The organism is Kribbella caucasensis (assembly GCF_004361855.1).
Lineage (GTDB): Bacteria > Actinomycetota > Actinomycetes > Propionibacteriales > Kribbellaceae > Kribbella > Kribbella caucasensis.
In genome coordinates this window covers 69,488-82,845 of the sequence record NZ_SNWQ01000006.1, presented here as the reverse complement: position 1 = coordinate 82,845, position 13,358 = coordinate 69,488, and the positions used below count along the sequence as shown (strand labels likewise).

Below are 13,358 nucleotides of genomic sequence, written 5' to 3'. Positions count from 1 at the left end.
GTTTCGCCATGCGACAGCTCGCCCGAAGTACCGCACTGATGTGCCTCGCTTTGTTGCTCGCCGCAACCAGCTCCCTTCCCGCCCTCGGATCGGTCGGCGGTGTGGGTCCTTCCAACCCCGGCTTTGAGCAAGGGCTGGACGGCTGGAAGGTGTCGGGGGACGCGGGCGCGGCGAAGATCGAGGGCGGCGGCCGGACTGGTGACCGGCTGACCCACTGGGTGGCGGCCGACTACCACGTGACGACGCGGCAGAGCATCGAACTGCCGTCGAGTGGCTGGTGGACGGTCAGCGTCTGGGCCAAGTCCGGTGGTTCGCTCAGCGGCAGCACGTTGTCGGTCGCCGGTTGCGGCCGGACGGTTTCGACCGTGGTGGCGCTGACCGAACAGGACGACGCCTGGGTTCGCTCCGCCGCTTCGGTGTACGTCTCGAGGCGCCAACGGTGCACGATCGACCTGACCACGGCCGGACCGGGCGGCACTTGGGCGAGCTTCGACGATCTCGCAGTCGCCCGCGGCCGAGTTGCCCGGTCGATCCGCGGCGGCGACCTGTCCGGTCTGGCGAAGAACGAAGCGTTCGGCGCGACCTATGCGGATGCCGACGGCCGATCCGGCGACGCGGTCCGGATCCTGGCGCGGTCCGGGATGAACCTCGGCCGGCTGAAGGTCTGGGTCGACCCGGCCGACGGCTACAACGACAAGGCCCACGTGGTTGCCACCGGCAAGCGAATCAAGTCGGCCGGGATGAAGTTGCTGGTCGACTTCCACTACTCGGACCGCTGGACCGATCCAGGTGCGCAGGGTGTTCCACATGCTTGGCGCGGGATGAGCCCGGCCCAGTTGGCGGACGCTGTTTACGCGCACACCCGCGACGTACTCGCGGCCCTGAAAGCAGCCGGCGCCACCGCCGACTATGTACAGGTCGGCAACGAGATCAACCCCGGCATGCTGTGGCCATGGGGACAAACCTGGGACGTCGACCCGTCCGACGGTGTCGATGGTGCGCAGTGGGACAACCTGGCCTCGTTCCTGACGTCAGGCGCCCGCGCGGCGAAGGAGATCAGTCCCTCGACCAAGGTGCTGCTGCACCTGACCAACATCAACAACGGGATCGGCAGCCTGACCTGGTGGTTCGACGAGGTCGTCGCCCGGCAGGTCCCCTTCGACCAGATCGGCCTGTCGTACTACGGCTACTGGCACGGCAGCCTGGCCGATCTCCAGGAGGCCGTCACCACGTTGTCCAGCCGGTACGACCGCGACGTACTGGTCGTCGAGACGGCGTACCCGTTCACCCTGGCCGACGACACCCCCACCTGGGAGAACATCATCCGCCAGCCCGACCAACTCGTACCCGGCTATCCAGCGACCCCGACCGGGCAGGCCGCGGCCTTCAGGGCCGTCCAGGATGCAGTCGCCTCAGCCGAAGGCGGACGGGGCATCGGGACGGTCTACTGGGAGCCTGCCTGGACCTCGGCCGCTGGAGCGGGTTGGGATCCCGAAGACCCGTCATCCGGTAACGCCTGGGAGAACCAGGCGCTGTTCGACTTCACCGGCACCCTCCTCCCCGCCGCCCGCAACCTCGCCCCCTGACGCGGTTCAGCGGACGGCGGCGAGGGCGGCGGTGTCTTCGGCGCCGAAGACGTCCTCTAGTTTTTCGGGGGAGTAGTCGAGGTCTATGCCGGCCACGTCGGCGCCGAGGGCGGATTCGATGGCGCCGAGGCGGCGGGTGGCTCGGTCGCCGGCGTACGTCATCAGGGCGGTGGGGTCGATCTCGGGTGGGATCTCGGGGGAGTTCTCCAGCGCCCACTGGATCTGGACCAGGGCGTGCGGCAGCAGTTCCTCCATCGTGTCGGTGACGACCTTCCAGTTGGACTCGTCGGCGGCGACGTGGCGGCGGCAGGTGAAGGTGCCCCAGGCCATGTGCCGGCGTTCGTCGTCGCCGATCCGGCGGATGAGTTCCTGCATGCCGGGCAGGATGCCGCGGGCGGTGCAGAGCAGGTTCCACGCGTGGTAGCCGGTGAGCGCCAAAGTCCCTTCCACCACGTGGTTGTAGGTGACTGAGGCTCGCACCTGGTTCGCCGCGGACGGGTCGTCGGCGAGTGACTTGAGCGCGACCGGGAGGGCCTCGTAGAAGATCGCGCGGTACCCAGGGTTGTTCTCGACGTACCGGTGCAGGTCTTCGGTGACGCCGATCGCGTCCAGCCAGAGCCGGAAGACCGCGGTGTGCTTGGCCTCCTCGAAGCAGAACTGGGTCAGGTACATCTCGTCACCGAACCGGCCCTCCGCCGCCATCGCCTGCAGGAACGGCTGCAGGTCCTCGGTGACCGCCTCCTCGCCGGCGATGAACTGTGCGCACAGCATCAGCGCGTTGTCCCGCTCGTTGTCGGTCAGGTTCTGCCAGTCCGCGGCGTCCTTGCTGAAGTCGATGTCGCGCGGATTCCAGAACTTCCGGTTGCCCTTGTCGAACAGCCGCAGCGGTAGCGCCTCCCAGTTGAGGCCGCCCGCGCGAAGCGAGCTGAAACCCTGCCGGTGAAGAGGATTCGTCATCATTGCCTCCTGCTGGTCAGGAACGGACCGAGGACACGCGCTACCTGCTCGGCGACCACCGCGGCGGCGGCGCCGGGATTGACGATGTGGCTCAGTACGACGCGCAGCGCGACGTCGACACAAGTGGTCGCGTCCTCGGCCGGTACCTCGGGCCAGTGCTCGCGAACGTGCGCGTCCAGCCGTTGGTGGCTCAACTCCAGCAACTGCTGCCCCCGTGTGGTCAACAGCTGACTGGCCTGGTCCGAACCGGGTTGCCCGAGAGCCGCCTTGATCAGCGGGTTGTCGCCGGCCAGGACCAGGGCGCGCTCGATCGCGGCCCGGAGACCGTCGATCGGGTCGTCCTGTTCGGCGAGCGCGTCGTTCACGTCCACCAGGAACCGCTCGGCCTCGCGCGCCGCGACCGCTTCCAGCAGACCCCACTTGTCGCCGAACTCGTTGTAGACGGTCTGCCGTGACACCCCGGTCCGGCGGCCGACCTCGACCATCCGGAGCCCGTCGTACCCGCCCGCGACGAGCGCGTCGTACGCCGCGTCGAGCAGTTCGTCGCGAAGCCGGCGCTTGGTGCGCTCCGCGAAGGTGTCCATGCCGACCAGGGTTTACATTTTGGTGACAGATGTCAAGAGATCGGACAGGGGGTCCGAAAATGTCAAGCAAGTTACTTACAGAGCGGAAGTGGGCAACCGGGCTTACAGGCTGGAGAAGTGGCTCGCGTCGCCGGTGCGCGGCGTACTGCGGACGCCGTCGACGCTGACCGGGACCTCGCCGGCGAGCGTGACCCGGTGCAGCCGGCGTGGCTTGTCGTCGTAGTCGGCGACCCCGTAGTGCTGGGTCGCTCGGTTGTCCCACATGGCCAGGTCGCCGGGCTGCCACTGCCAGCGGACGGTGTTGTCGAGGTTGGTCACCCGGTTCTGCAGCAGCTGGAACAACTGGTGTGTCTCGGCCGAGGTGAGACCGACGAACCGCCGGACGAAGTGACCGAGGACGAGCGAGCGTTCGCCGGTCTCCGGGTGTACACGGACCACCGGGTGCTCGGTCTCGTACAGCGTCGACACGAACTGCTCACGATGTGTCTGCACCTTGACGTCCACGCCGCCGATCCGCGTCTCGTCGACCCTCCCGGCGTAGTCGTACACGTTGCTGTGCACCGCCCAAAGCCGATCGACCAACGCCTGTAGTGCGACCGGGAGGTTCGCGTACGCCGTGACGGTGTTCGCCCAGCTGGTCGCACCGCCGTACGACGGGAGTGTGACCGCCCGGAGCAAGCTGATAGCGGGGATGCGGTCCACGAACGTGACATCGGTGTGCCAGCTGTTCGCCTTGCCGTAGTCGGCGTCGATCGGCAGCACGTGCTCGCTGTTCTCCAGCGATTTCGAGGTCGGGTGCGCGAGGGTCGGGGTGCCGAGCAGCTTCGCGAAGGCGAGCTGGCCGGCGTCGTCGAGGTGCTGCTGGCCGCGGAAGAAGATCACCTTGTGGGTGAGCAGGGCCTGCCGGATCGTGGCGACGGCCCCGGGATCGAGGTCGCCGCCGAGCCGGACCCCGCCGATGACAGCACCGAGCGCCCCGCCGTACTTGGTCACGGTGACGCCGGCGGTCTCGGGTGCGGTTTCCGCGAGCTGTGTGGTCATGGTCTGTCTCCCTGCGAGCTGGGGTCTGAGTAATCTCTATTTTCCTACTGAATTACTAGACTTTGAGGTCTGTCCGGGATGCGAGACCGAGACAGCCCGGCCGCCTGGGAGTCCGAAGAAGTAGGGTTGGGGACGTGTCGACCGCCGAGATCCAGCCCAGGGAAGCAACCACCGATGTGCCGGAGCTCGTGGTCGGGTTCGACCTGGACATGACCCTGATCGACTCCCGGCCGGGGATCCAGGCGGTCTGGGATCTGCTCGCCGCCAAGACCGGTACGCCGATCGACACCGACCTGGTGGTGAGCCGGCTCGGCCCGCCGTTGGTCTGGGAGATGGCGAACTGGTTCCCGCCCGACCAGGTGGATGCGATGGTCGCGCGGTACCGCGAGCACTACCCGGAACACGCGATCACCAGCAGCCTGCCGATGCCCGGTGTGGCCGAGTCGCTGGCCGCGATCCGGGCGCTGCGCGGGAAGACGGTCGTCGTGTCGGCGAAGTACGAGCCGAGTGTGCGGTTGCACCTGGACCACCTCGGCCTGGATGTGGACGAGCCCGTCGGTGACCTGCATGGCGCCGAGAAGGGGATCGCGCTGCGGGAGCACGAGGCGACGATCTACGTCGGCGACCACACGGCCGACATCGACGGAGCTCGTGCTGCCGGTGCCGTTGCGGTGAGCGTGGCCACTGGGCCGTTCACCGCGGATGAGTTGCGCGCGTACGGAGCGGACGTCGTACTGAACGATCTGACCGAGTTCCCCGCCTGGCTGGACGCATACGTCCTCGAGCAGCGGCTGGAAGCGTTGATGGCGCGGCTGTCGAGCTATCCGAGCATGGTCGTCGCCTTCAGTGGTGGCGCGGACTCGGCCTTCTTGCTGGCGGCCGCGGCGCGGGCGATCGGGCCCGCCAACGTGGTCGCGGCGACGGCGGTCAGCCCCAGCCTGCCGGTCGCCGAGCTCGAGCCCGCGGCCCACTTCGCGGACAGCATCGGGGTCCGGCATGTCACCCCGCATACGCATGAGATGGACCGCGAGGGCTACCAGGCGAACGCGGGCGACCGGTGCTACTTCTGCAAGGCCGAGCTGATCGAGACCCTGCAGCCGATCGCGGACGAGTTCGGGATCGACGCGATCGCGACCGGGACCAATGCGGACGACGCGATCGCCGGGTTCCGGCCGGGCATCCGGGCCGCGTTCGAGCGTGGCGCGCTCACCCCGTTGCGCGACGCCCGGCTGACCAAGGCGCAGATCCGCGAGGCGTCCCGGAGCTGGGGGCTGGAGACGTCCGACAAGCCGGCCGCGGCCTGTCTGTCCAGCCGGATCGCGTACGGCATCCGGATCACGCCGAACCTGCTCGCCCGGGTCGATCGCGCCGAGCAGGCCGTTCGCGCCCACCTCGCGCCGTACGGCGTGCAGAACGTCCGGGTCCGGGATCTCGGCGAGTCCGCGAGCATCGAGATCGACGCCGGCCTGCTCGGCACGATCGACTCCGCGGCGCTGGTCGAACTGGTCCGGGCCGAGGGGTTCACGGCGGCCGCGGTGGACCCGCGCGGGTTCAGATCCGGGTCGATGAACGAACGCCTCGCCAACCCGGACAAGTACCGCTGATTTCCGGCGGATCCCGAGGCCCGGGGAGTGCGAGTCGCTGCCCGATCAGATAGTTTCCCAGAGGCGGTGAGGACCCGGTTCACGTACGCTGGGTAACCGGCCCGGGCAGCCCGTCCGGTCACCCCCTCCGTCCTGTTCCGACGATTGACATCGAAGAGGTTCCCGTGCCTGTTGGCAAGGTCAAGTGGTATGACTCCGAGAAGGGGTTCGGCTTCCTCAGCAAGGAGGAGGGCGGGGACGTCTACGTCCGGGCGGAGGCCCTGCCGGCGGGAGTGACCAGCCTCAAACCTGGCCAGAAGGTCGAGTTCGGGGTGGTCGAGGGGCGCAAGGGTGAGCAGGCGCTCCAGGTCCGGCTGATCGACCCGCCGCCGTCGGTGGCGAAGGCGATGCGGCCGAAGCCGGAGGAGATGGCGCTGGTCGTCGAGGACCTGATCAAGCTGCTGGACAACATCGGCGAGGGCTACCGCCGCGGCCGTCACCCCGACGGCAAGGCCGCCCGCCAGGTAGCCACCGTCCTCCGCGGCGTAGCAGACAAACTAGACATCTAGGCCGTACGGCGCCGCCCCCGCCGCGCCGGAACCCCCGTACTACGCCGCGCCCGCCGCGCCGGTCAGGGGTGGTTCGGCGGGTGATCAGGGCTTCGATGCCGTCGAGGGCGGTGTCGAGGCCGGTCTGGAATTCGTCGGTGTCGTAGTCGAGGCCGAGGTCGTCCGACGCCGCGAGGCCGGCGGCGATTGTCGGATAGCGGTCCGGTGTCGCCAGCGCGTCAGTCGCCGGTTGTACAGCCGGTCGGCCTCGCGGGCGTGCTCGTGATCGTTCAGCATGTTCGAACCGCGACTCCCTCCCCTTGGGAATCGGGAATTGTCGGTCCCGGCTGATTGGATCAGTGGCGTGTCCCGGTTCCGGCTGTACCCGACTCCCGCCCAGCAGGTTGCGTTGCTGGAGCAGTGCCGGCAGGCCCGGTACGTGTACAACCTGGCGCTTGAGCAGTGGTCGATGTGGACCCGCGACAAAGGCCCGACACCTGGATACGTCGAGCAGGCCAAGCAGTTGACCGAGGCGCGAGCCGCGTTCGGCTGGCTGCGGGCCGGGTCGCAGACCGTGCAACAGCAGGCGCTGCGGGACTTCGACCAGGCCGTCCGGAACTTCTACGCCGGTAGCCATCGGCGGCCGACCTGGCGCAAGGCCGGGCTGCACGAGGGGTTCCGCATCGTCGGCTCCCAGGCGTCTCGGATCGTGAAGCTGAACTGCAAGTGGGCCGCGGTCAACGTGCCCAAGGTCGGCTGGGTACGGTTCCGGCTGTCCCGACCTGCTCCCGACGCGAAGTCCTACCGCATCACCCGCGACCGGGCGGACCGCTGGCACATCGCCTTTGCCGCAATCCCGCCACCGATCCCCGCACCCGGCACGGGCGAGGTCGTCGGGGTGGACCGCGGCGTCACCGTCTCGGCCGCCCTGTCCACCGGCGAACTCCTGACCTGCCCAGGTCTGTCGGACCGTGAGCAGGCACGGCTGAAGCAGCTGCAACGTCGCCTGTCCCGGTGCCGTCGCGGCTCCAACCGCAGCCAGCGGGCGAAGGTCGCGATCGCGAAGCTGCAGGCCCGGGCCGGCGATCGTCGCAAGGACTGGGTCGAGAAGATCAGCACCGACCTCGCCCGGCAGTTCGACGTGATCCGCGTCGAGGACCTGCGCATCGCACCGATGACCCGGCGACCGAAACCCAAGCCCGATCCGGAACGACCAGGGAGGTACCTGCCGAACCGTGCCAGGGCGAAGGCTGGTCTGAACCGGGGCATCCTGGCCAACGGGTGGGGGCTGCTCGTGCAGCGGCTGGAGCGCAAGGCCGCAGGACGGGTGGAGAAGGTGAATCCTGCGTACACGTCGCTGACCTGTAGCGTCTGTGGGCACTGCGCACCGGAGAACCGCGAGAGCCAAGCGGTCTTCCGGTGCGCAGCCTGCGGACACCAGGCGAACGCGGACGTGAACGCGGCAGTGAACATCGCGGCCGGACGGGCCGTCAGCGCACGCCGAGAGACGCCACCACGGGTCTCGCCGAAGCGTGAACCTCAACTCGCTACCTCCGCGTAGTGGTTGGAATCCCCATCCCTCATGGGGCGGGGAGGACGTCAAGACGCAGTACTTGCAGCCCGTCCGTCTCGTCCTCGGCATGGGCCCGCTGGAGTCGGCGTTGTGGGCCCTGCTCCCCTCCGTGGCGGTCGGCGGTGCCGCGCCTCTTGGCACTGCGCTCGCACAGAAGCTGGATCGCGCGTGTGTCCTCGGCTTCGGATTCCTGGTCGCGGCGTCCGGGGTTCGTCGTGCTGACCCAGGTCGAGGCCGGGTCGCGGCTTTGGGTGGTGCTGTGTGGGTCCGGGTTGCTGGCGGCCGGGCTGGTCATGGTGATGTCGCTGGTCACGGAGGCTGTGGTCGGCTCGGTGGCGCCGGAGCGGGCCGGCTCGGCGTCCGCCCTGATGGAGACGTGCAGCGAATTCGGCGGCGCCCTCGGCATCGCCGTACTGGGCAGCATCGGAACGGCCGCCTACCGCTCGGATCTGGACGGGCAGCTACCGGCCGGGCTGGCTGCTTCGGCTGCTGACGCCGCTCGCGAAGGGCTCCCGGCCGCCACGGCTGTCGCTTCCAGCCTGCCCGCTCCGCTTCAGGATCTGGTACTGACCGCCGCCCGGCATTCCTTCAGCCACAGCATGAACGTGGTCGCTCTGGTCGGCGCGATCATGCTGACGGCCACCGCTGTGGCGGTCGTCTTCGTCCTCCGCGGTACACAGCAGCGGATCAGCGATCCGGCTTCCGACGGCGAAACAGTCCGTCCCGCCGATCAGGAGCCCGTTCGACCGTAGGTTCCTTGGCCCAGGACGCCTCGTCCTCGACCGTCTCGTCCTCGTCGTCGTCCGGCTGCCCGCTCCACCAGCGTCCAACTGGTTGAGCGGGCGCCGGCCGTTGCTGGTCCCCGCCCCGGGAATCGACGTGGGAGTCGGCCCGGGGATCGGCGCGGAACTCGACCGTCGGCTCGTGGTACCGGGCGTTGTCCTCGACCCGGGTCCCGGCCGCGCGACGCTCGGAGATCCGCTGGGTCGTCGGGTCGGTCGGGCTCGTCATGACCGTGCGTGTAGACGATCTCGGCTCAGCCGGCGGCTCGGCTTGATTCCTTCCCCGCCCCGCCGCCCCGGTCGTACGAGGTCCGCGTGGGCCGCCTGGTGCGGGGCCGGTCCGGGCTGTCGGTTTTTGCCGGATGACGAAGATGACGAGGCCGACCAGGACCACGGCCAGGAATCCGAATCCGAGCCGGGGGACCAGCGGCATCAGGATCCCGCAGCCGCCGCCGAGCACCCAGGCCAGCTGCAACACCGTCTCGGAGCGGGCGAACACTGACGTCCGCACCGTCTCCGGAACATCCCGCTGGATCATCGCGTCGAGCGACAGCTTGCCGAGCGAACTGCACAACCCGGCGATCAAGCCGAGCACGATCAACGTCGGGAACCCGTACAACACCGCGACGACGACCGCCACGGCCGCATCGGCCAGCAGCACGACCAGTACGACGCCCTCGGGTCTTCTTGCCTTGAGCAACGATCCGATCAGGGTGCCGGAACTGTTCCCGATACCGGCCGCGGCGATCACGGCACCCGCGGCGAGTGCTCCGTCGAGGCCGCTGATCGGCTTGTCCCGAAGCAGGAACGCCAGGTACATGGTCAGGAAGCCGGACACGAACCGGAGCCCGAGGTTGCACCGGATCCCGCGCGCCACGGCCGCGGTGATCGCCCGGCGACGGGCCTCGCGGCCGGCGGTGCCGACCATCTCCTCACCCGCGGGGGAGTCGACCCGGCTTGGCAACCGGATCGCGAGGATCAGGCCGATCGTGTAGACGACCGCGGCCCAGCGCAGCGACCACTCCGGCCCGATCGCCGCGAACCCGCCCGCGATACCGGCGCCGACGGTCGCGCCGGCGACACCGGCCAGGGAGATGCGCGAGTTGGCCGTGACCAGGCTGACCTCCTTCGGCAGCAGCCGCGGTACGGCGGACGCGCGGGTGACGCCGTACGCCTTCGAGGCGACGAGGCAGCCCAGGGCGGCCGGGTACAACCAGGTCGCGCTGTCGATCGACGCGGCCAGGCTCCAGACGAGGAATCCGCGCAGGCCGAGGGTAGCCCCGATCGCCCAGCGGCGGCCATGCCGGAACCGGTCCAGGATCGGGCCGATCAGCGGAGCCATCAACGCGAAGGGAGCCATCGTCAGTAGCAGGAAGAGGGCGACTCGGTCGCGGGCCTGTTCACTCGGTACGGCGAAGAACACGGTGCCGGCGAGGGAAACCGCGAAGGCGGTGTCGCCCGCGGCGTTCACCGCGCCGAGCTCGATCAGGCGGGACAGGCCGGATTCGCCGGCGCCCTGTGCGCTGGTCAGGCCGCGGATCCGTCGCCCGGTCGCACGGCCAGCCCGGCCGGTGACGCCGGCGGTCTTCTTGGAGGCGGCCGCGAATCCGGTGGCGCCGACCTTCGAAGCGCGCCCGACCTTCTTGCTCGCCGACCCCAGCTTCTTACTCGCGGTACCCAGTCGCTCACTCGCCGAGCCCCGCGTCTTACCGGCACCGCTCGGACCGCTCCCGGGTGGTGGCGTCTTACCAGTGGTGGAGTCCGTGCCGGGACGCCTTGGCTGCTCGGTGTGCCGCCGGTCCGCCGGGTCAGGACTCTCCATGTCACCATCCTGCCTTGTGCGGGGGACAGACCGCAGTCGCGGCACGGTTCGGATCCTGGTGCCGGGCGTGCGAGAATTGTCGATTGTGACTCCCGTCAAGGCTTCCGAATCGGTCCGCGCCAAGCCCGACGCGGTCCTCGCGGCCGCTGTGGACCCCGCGCGCGAGGCCGCGATCGCCGAGACCGGCGCCGCGCGGGTGGGAGAGCATCTCGGATATCTGGTCGAGGGCGAGCGGCTGCTCACGCACTATTTCGCCTCCACCCACCCGGGGTACCGCGGCTGGCGGTGGGCCGTCACCCTGACCCGGGCGTCGCGGGCGAAGACGGTGACGGTCAACGAGGTCGTGATGCTCCCGGGCGACGAGGCGATCGTCGCGCCGGAGTGGGTGCCGTGGTCCGATCGAGTCCAGCCGGGCGATCTGCGGCCGGGTGACCTGTTCCCGAGCCTGCCCGACGACCCGCGGCTGGAGCCTGGGTTCACCGACACGACGGGTGCGCCCGAAGAGGTGCTCACCGTTGTCGAGGAGCTCGGTCTGGGCCGCGAGCGCGTGCTGTCGCAGTACGGGCGGGAAGATGCGGCCGAGCGTTGGTACGCCGGGGACTTCGGTCCGGCCTCGCCGATCGCGCAGGCGGTGCCGTACAAGTGCAACAGCTGTGGCTACTGGATCCGGCTGGCGGACAGTCTCGGTCAGGCGTTCGGCGGCTGCACGAACGAGATGGCGCCGGGCGAGGGGCGGATCGTCGCCTACGACTACGGCTGTGGCGCTCACTCGGACGTGGTGGTCGAGTCCCCGGATCAGCCGTCCACCGAGCACGCCTTCGACACCACCGGGTACGACGAGCTCGCGATCAGCGCCGGCCAGTTGGACGACGACCTGGTCGAAGCGGACGCGGTACAGGCCGAGATCGAGGCGGCCGCCGAGCCGACCTCGGACGACGAGCTGGTCGAGGAGACCGCGGACGCACTGGTCGAGGAGACCGCCGACCAGGACTGATCGGGCGCTGAGCTCAGTCTTCGATCTCGCTGCGGTGGCCGGCCTGGATGGCGGACCAGCGGCGCTTGCAGTAGGCGAGACCGATCCAGCCGAGGCCGAAGCCGGCCACGGTGACCCACAACCACCAGTCGTCGCCGTCCTTCTTCAGCTCGTCGCGGAAGATCAGCACCACGACGAACGCCACCGCCCAGGCGACGATGCCGACGAGCACCGTCTTGATCCCGGACAGCTCCAGCGGTTTCACCTCGGCGTGCACCAGCTCGCCCCGGGCCAGCTGGCTGGTCGGGTCGTTCCGCTTCTTCGCCGCCGGTCCCGGCGTCTCCTCTGCCACGCCACCACCTTAGACCGGCCCGCCGACGCGCGGCTTTGCCGGATCGCTCGCAACCTGTCGGCTGTAGCTGGCACGATTCGGTCATGAGCTCGCCCCAAGCTGCCACCGCCAGGTCAGGCGCCGGTTTCCTCGACTCCTTCTTCAAGATCAGCCAGCGTGGATCGACGCTGAGCCGTGAGGTGCGCGGCGGGCTGGTCACCTTCTTCACGATGGCCTACATCGTGGTGCTGAACCCGCTCATCATCGGCACCGTCAAGGACGGCACCGGCCAGTTCGTTGGTGGTGGCACCGATCCGGCCGCGTCCATCGCCAAGATCGCGGTGGCGACCGCGCTGGTCGCGGGGGTGGTCACCATCCTGATGGGCCTGGTGGCGAACTTCCCGCTCGCGCTCGCCACCGGCCTCGGCCTGAACGCGTTCGTCGCCTTCTCGATCGCCACCAAGATGACCTGGGCGGACGCGATGGGCCTGGTCGTGATCGAGGGCATCATCATCCTGATCCTGGTGCTGACCGGGTTCCGCAAAGCCGTCTTCGAGGCGGTGCCGCTGCAGCTCAAGATCGGGATCAGTGTCGGTATCGGCCTGTTCATCGCGTTCATCGGCGTGGTCGACGCAGGTTTCGTACGCCGTCCCGTGGCACCCGCCGGTCCGCCGGTCGAGCTCGGTGTTGCCGGCAACCTCCGGGGCTGGCCGGTGCTCGTCTTCGTGTTCGGCCTGCTGCTGATCATCACGCTGTACGCGCGCAAGGTGAAGGGCGCGATCCTGATCGGCATCCTGGCTGCGACCGTGCTCGCGATCGTCGTCGAGGCGATTGGCGGGATCGGCGCCCGGACAGCTGACAACCCAGGCGGCTGGGGCCTGACCGTGCCTAAGCTGCCGGACGACTGGTTCGTCAGACCGAACCTGGACACCATCGGCGAGTTCAACCTGTTCGGCTCGTTCGAGCAGGTCGGGGTGATCTCCGCGCTGCTGCTGATTTTCACCCTGATGCTGGCCGACTTCTTCGACACGATGGGCACGATGACCGCGATCGGCGCCGAGGCAAAGCTGCTCGACGCCGACGGCAACCCGCCGAACGCGCAGCGCATCCTGATCGTCGACAGCGTCGCCGCCGCGGCCGGTGGCGCCGCCTCGGTGTCCAGCAACACGTCCTACATCGAGTCCGCGTCCGGTGTCGGCGAAGGCGCCCGGACCGGCCTGGCCAGCGTGGTCACCGGGATCTGCTTCCTGATCTCGATGGTGGTCGCGCCGCTGGTCACGCTGGTGCCGTACGAAGCGGCCACGCCGGCGCTGGTCGTGGTCGGGTTCCTGATGATGGCGCAGGTGAAGGGGATCGACTTCGACGACCTCGAGGTCGCGATCCCGGCCTTCCTGACCATCATCCTGATGCCGTTCACCTACTCGATCTCGGCCGGGATCGGCGCCGGTTTCGTCTCGTACGCCGTACTCAAGGTGGTCCGCGGCAAGGCCCGTCAGGTGCACCCGCTGATGTGGGTGGTGGCCGCGCTGTTCGTCGTCTACTTCGCGATCGGCCCGCTCAGCGACTGGCTCACCTGAC

General features: G+C 69.0%; 12 protein-coding genes. 7 read left to right on the top strand and 5 right to left on the bottom strand.

Annotated features, from left to right (window positions below; genetic code table 11):
• The first annotated feature begins 8 nt into the window (after window positions 1–8).
• Entirely contained in the window at window positions 9–1,586 is a 1,578-nt protein-coding gene (locus EV643_RS14055; protein ID WP_238165579.1) for a glycoside hydrolase family 53 protein, read from the top strand.
• 6 nt (window positions 1,587–1,592) lie between these two features.
• Here EV643_RS14055 and EV643_RS14050 read toward each other — a convergent pair whose 3' ends face one another.
• The 3 genes from EV643_RS14050 to EV643_RS14040 form a co-directional block, all read right to left on the bottom strand.
• On the bottom strand, window positions 1,593–2,543 hold the full coding sequence (locus EV643_RS14050; protein WP_133800505.1) for a R2-like ligand-binding oxidase: 951 nt from the start codon (window positions 2,541–2,543) through the stop codon (window positions 1,593–1,595).
• Window positions 2,543–3,127, bottom strand: a complete 585-nt coding sequence (locus EV643_RS14045; protein ID WP_133800504.1) for a TetR/AcrR family transcriptional regulator — start codon at window positions 3,125–3,127, stop codon at window positions 2,543–2,545. Before EV643_RS14045 ends, EV643_RS14050 begins: the two co-directional genes overlap by 1 nt.
• Before the next feature lie 102 nt (window positions 3,128–3,229).
• Complete coding sequence (locus tag EV643_RS14040; RefSeq protein ID WP_133800503.1) at window positions 3,230–4,168, bottom strand: TauD/TfdA dioxygenase family protein; 939 nt, start codon at window positions 4,166–4,168, stop codon at window positions 3,230–3,232.
• A 134-nt stretch (window positions 4,169–4,302) separates the two neighbouring features.
• Between EV643_RS14040 and larE the strand changes: the two genes are divergently transcribed.
• The 4 genes from larE to EV643_RS14020 all read left to right on the top strand — a co-directional run bounded on the left by larE (window position 4,303) and on the right by EV643_RS14020 (window position 8,624).
• Window positions 4,303–5,772, top strand: a complete 1,470-nt coding sequence (gene larE / locus EV643_RS14035; protein WP_133800502.1) for an ATP-dependent sacrificial sulfur transferase LarE — start codon at window positions 4,303–4,305, stop codon at window positions 5,770–5,772.
• Window positions 5,773–5,936: 164 nt separating this feature from the next.
• Window positions 5,937–6,320, top strand: a complete 384-nt coding sequence (locus EV643_RS14030) for a cold-shock protein (protein ID WP_133800501.1) — start codon at window positions 5,937–5,939, stop codon at window positions 6,318–6,320.
• Between the two features lie 343 nt (window positions 6,321–6,663).
• Window positions 6,664–7,860, top strand: a complete 1,197-nt coding sequence (locus tag EV643_RS14025) for an RNA-guided endonuclease InsQ/TnpB family protein (RefSeq protein ID WP_133800500.1) — start codon at window positions 6,664–6,666, stop codon at window positions 7,858–7,860.
• A gap of 182 nt (window positions 7,861–8,042) precedes the next feature.
• Window positions 8,043–8,624 carry an MFS transporter gene (locus tag EV643_RS14020; protein ID WP_133800499.1) on the top strand — a complete coding sequence of 194 codons (582 nt, stop codon included), beginning with the start codon at window positions 8,043–8,045 and terminating at the stop codon, window positions 8,622–8,624.
• On the opposite strand, the gene EV643_RS14015 is transcribed toward EV643_RS14020, so the two are convergent.
• Window positions 8,560–10,476 carry an MFS transporter gene (locus EV643_RS14015; RefSeq protein ID WP_133800498.1) on the bottom strand — a complete coding sequence of 639 codons (1,917 nt, stop codon included), beginning with the start codon at window positions 10,474–10,476 and terminating at the stop codon, window positions 8,560–8,562. The two genes, EV643_RS14020 and EV643_RS14015, sit on opposite strands and share 65 nt — an antisense overlap.
• Before the next feature lie 76 nt (window positions 10,477–10,552).
• On the opposite strand from EV643_RS14015, the gene EV643_RS14010 reads away from it, so the two are divergent.
• Window positions 10,553–11,470: a DUF3027 domain-containing protein gene (locus EV643_RS14010; RefSeq protein ID WP_440589966.1), complete on the top strand. Its 918-nt coding sequence runs from the start codon at window positions 10,553–10,555 to the stop codon at window positions 11,468–11,470.
• Between the two features lie 13 nt (window positions 11,471–11,483).
• Here the strand turns inward: EV643_RS14010 and EV643_RS14005 are convergent, their stop codons facing one another.
• Window positions 11,484–11,801 (bottom strand): DUF2530 domain-containing protein, encoded by a 318-nt coding sequence (locus EV643_RS14005; protein WP_133800496.1) that lies wholly within the window; start codon window positions 11,799–11,801, stop codon window positions 11,484–11,486.
• An 83-nt stretch (window positions 11,802–11,884) separates the two neighbouring features.
• Here EV643_RS14005 and EV643_RS14000 point away from each other — a divergent pair, with 83 nt between their 5' ends.
• Window positions 11,885–13,357 carry an NCS2 family permease gene (locus EV643_RS14000; RefSeq protein WP_133800495.1) on the top strand — a complete coding sequence of 491 codons (1,473 nt, stop codon included), beginning with the start codon at window positions 11,885–11,887 and terminating at the stop codon, window positions 13,355–13,357.
• Window position 13,358: the final 1 nt, after the last annotated feature.

Bases quoted from the DNA above. Each gene is read 5' to 3' on its own strand.
- EV643_RS14050 (WP_133800505.1), bottom strand. From the start codon at position 2,543: ATGACGAATCCTCTTCACCGGCAGGGTTTCAGCTCGCTTCGCGCGGGC.
- EV643_RS14045 (WP_133800504.1), bottom strand. From the start codon at position 3,127: ATGGACACCTTCGCGGAGCGCACCAAGCGCCGGCTTCGCGACGAACTG.
- EV643_RS14015 (WP_133800498.1), bottom strand. From the start codon at position 10,476: ATGGAGAGTCCTGACCCGGCGGACCGGCGGCACACCGAGCAGCCAAGG.
- EV643_RS14055 (WP_238165579.1), top strand. From the start codon at position 9: ATGCGACAGCTCGCCCGAAGTACCGCACTGATGTGCCTCGCTTTGTTG.
- EV643_RS14000 (WP_133800495.1), top strand. From the start codon at position 11,885: ATGAGCTCGCCCCAAGCTGCCACCGCCAGGTCAGGCGCCGGTTTCCTC.
- EV643_RS14040 (WP_133800503.1), bottom strand. From the start codon at position 4,168: ATGACCACACAGCTCGCGGAAACCGCACCCGAGACCGCCGGCGTCACC.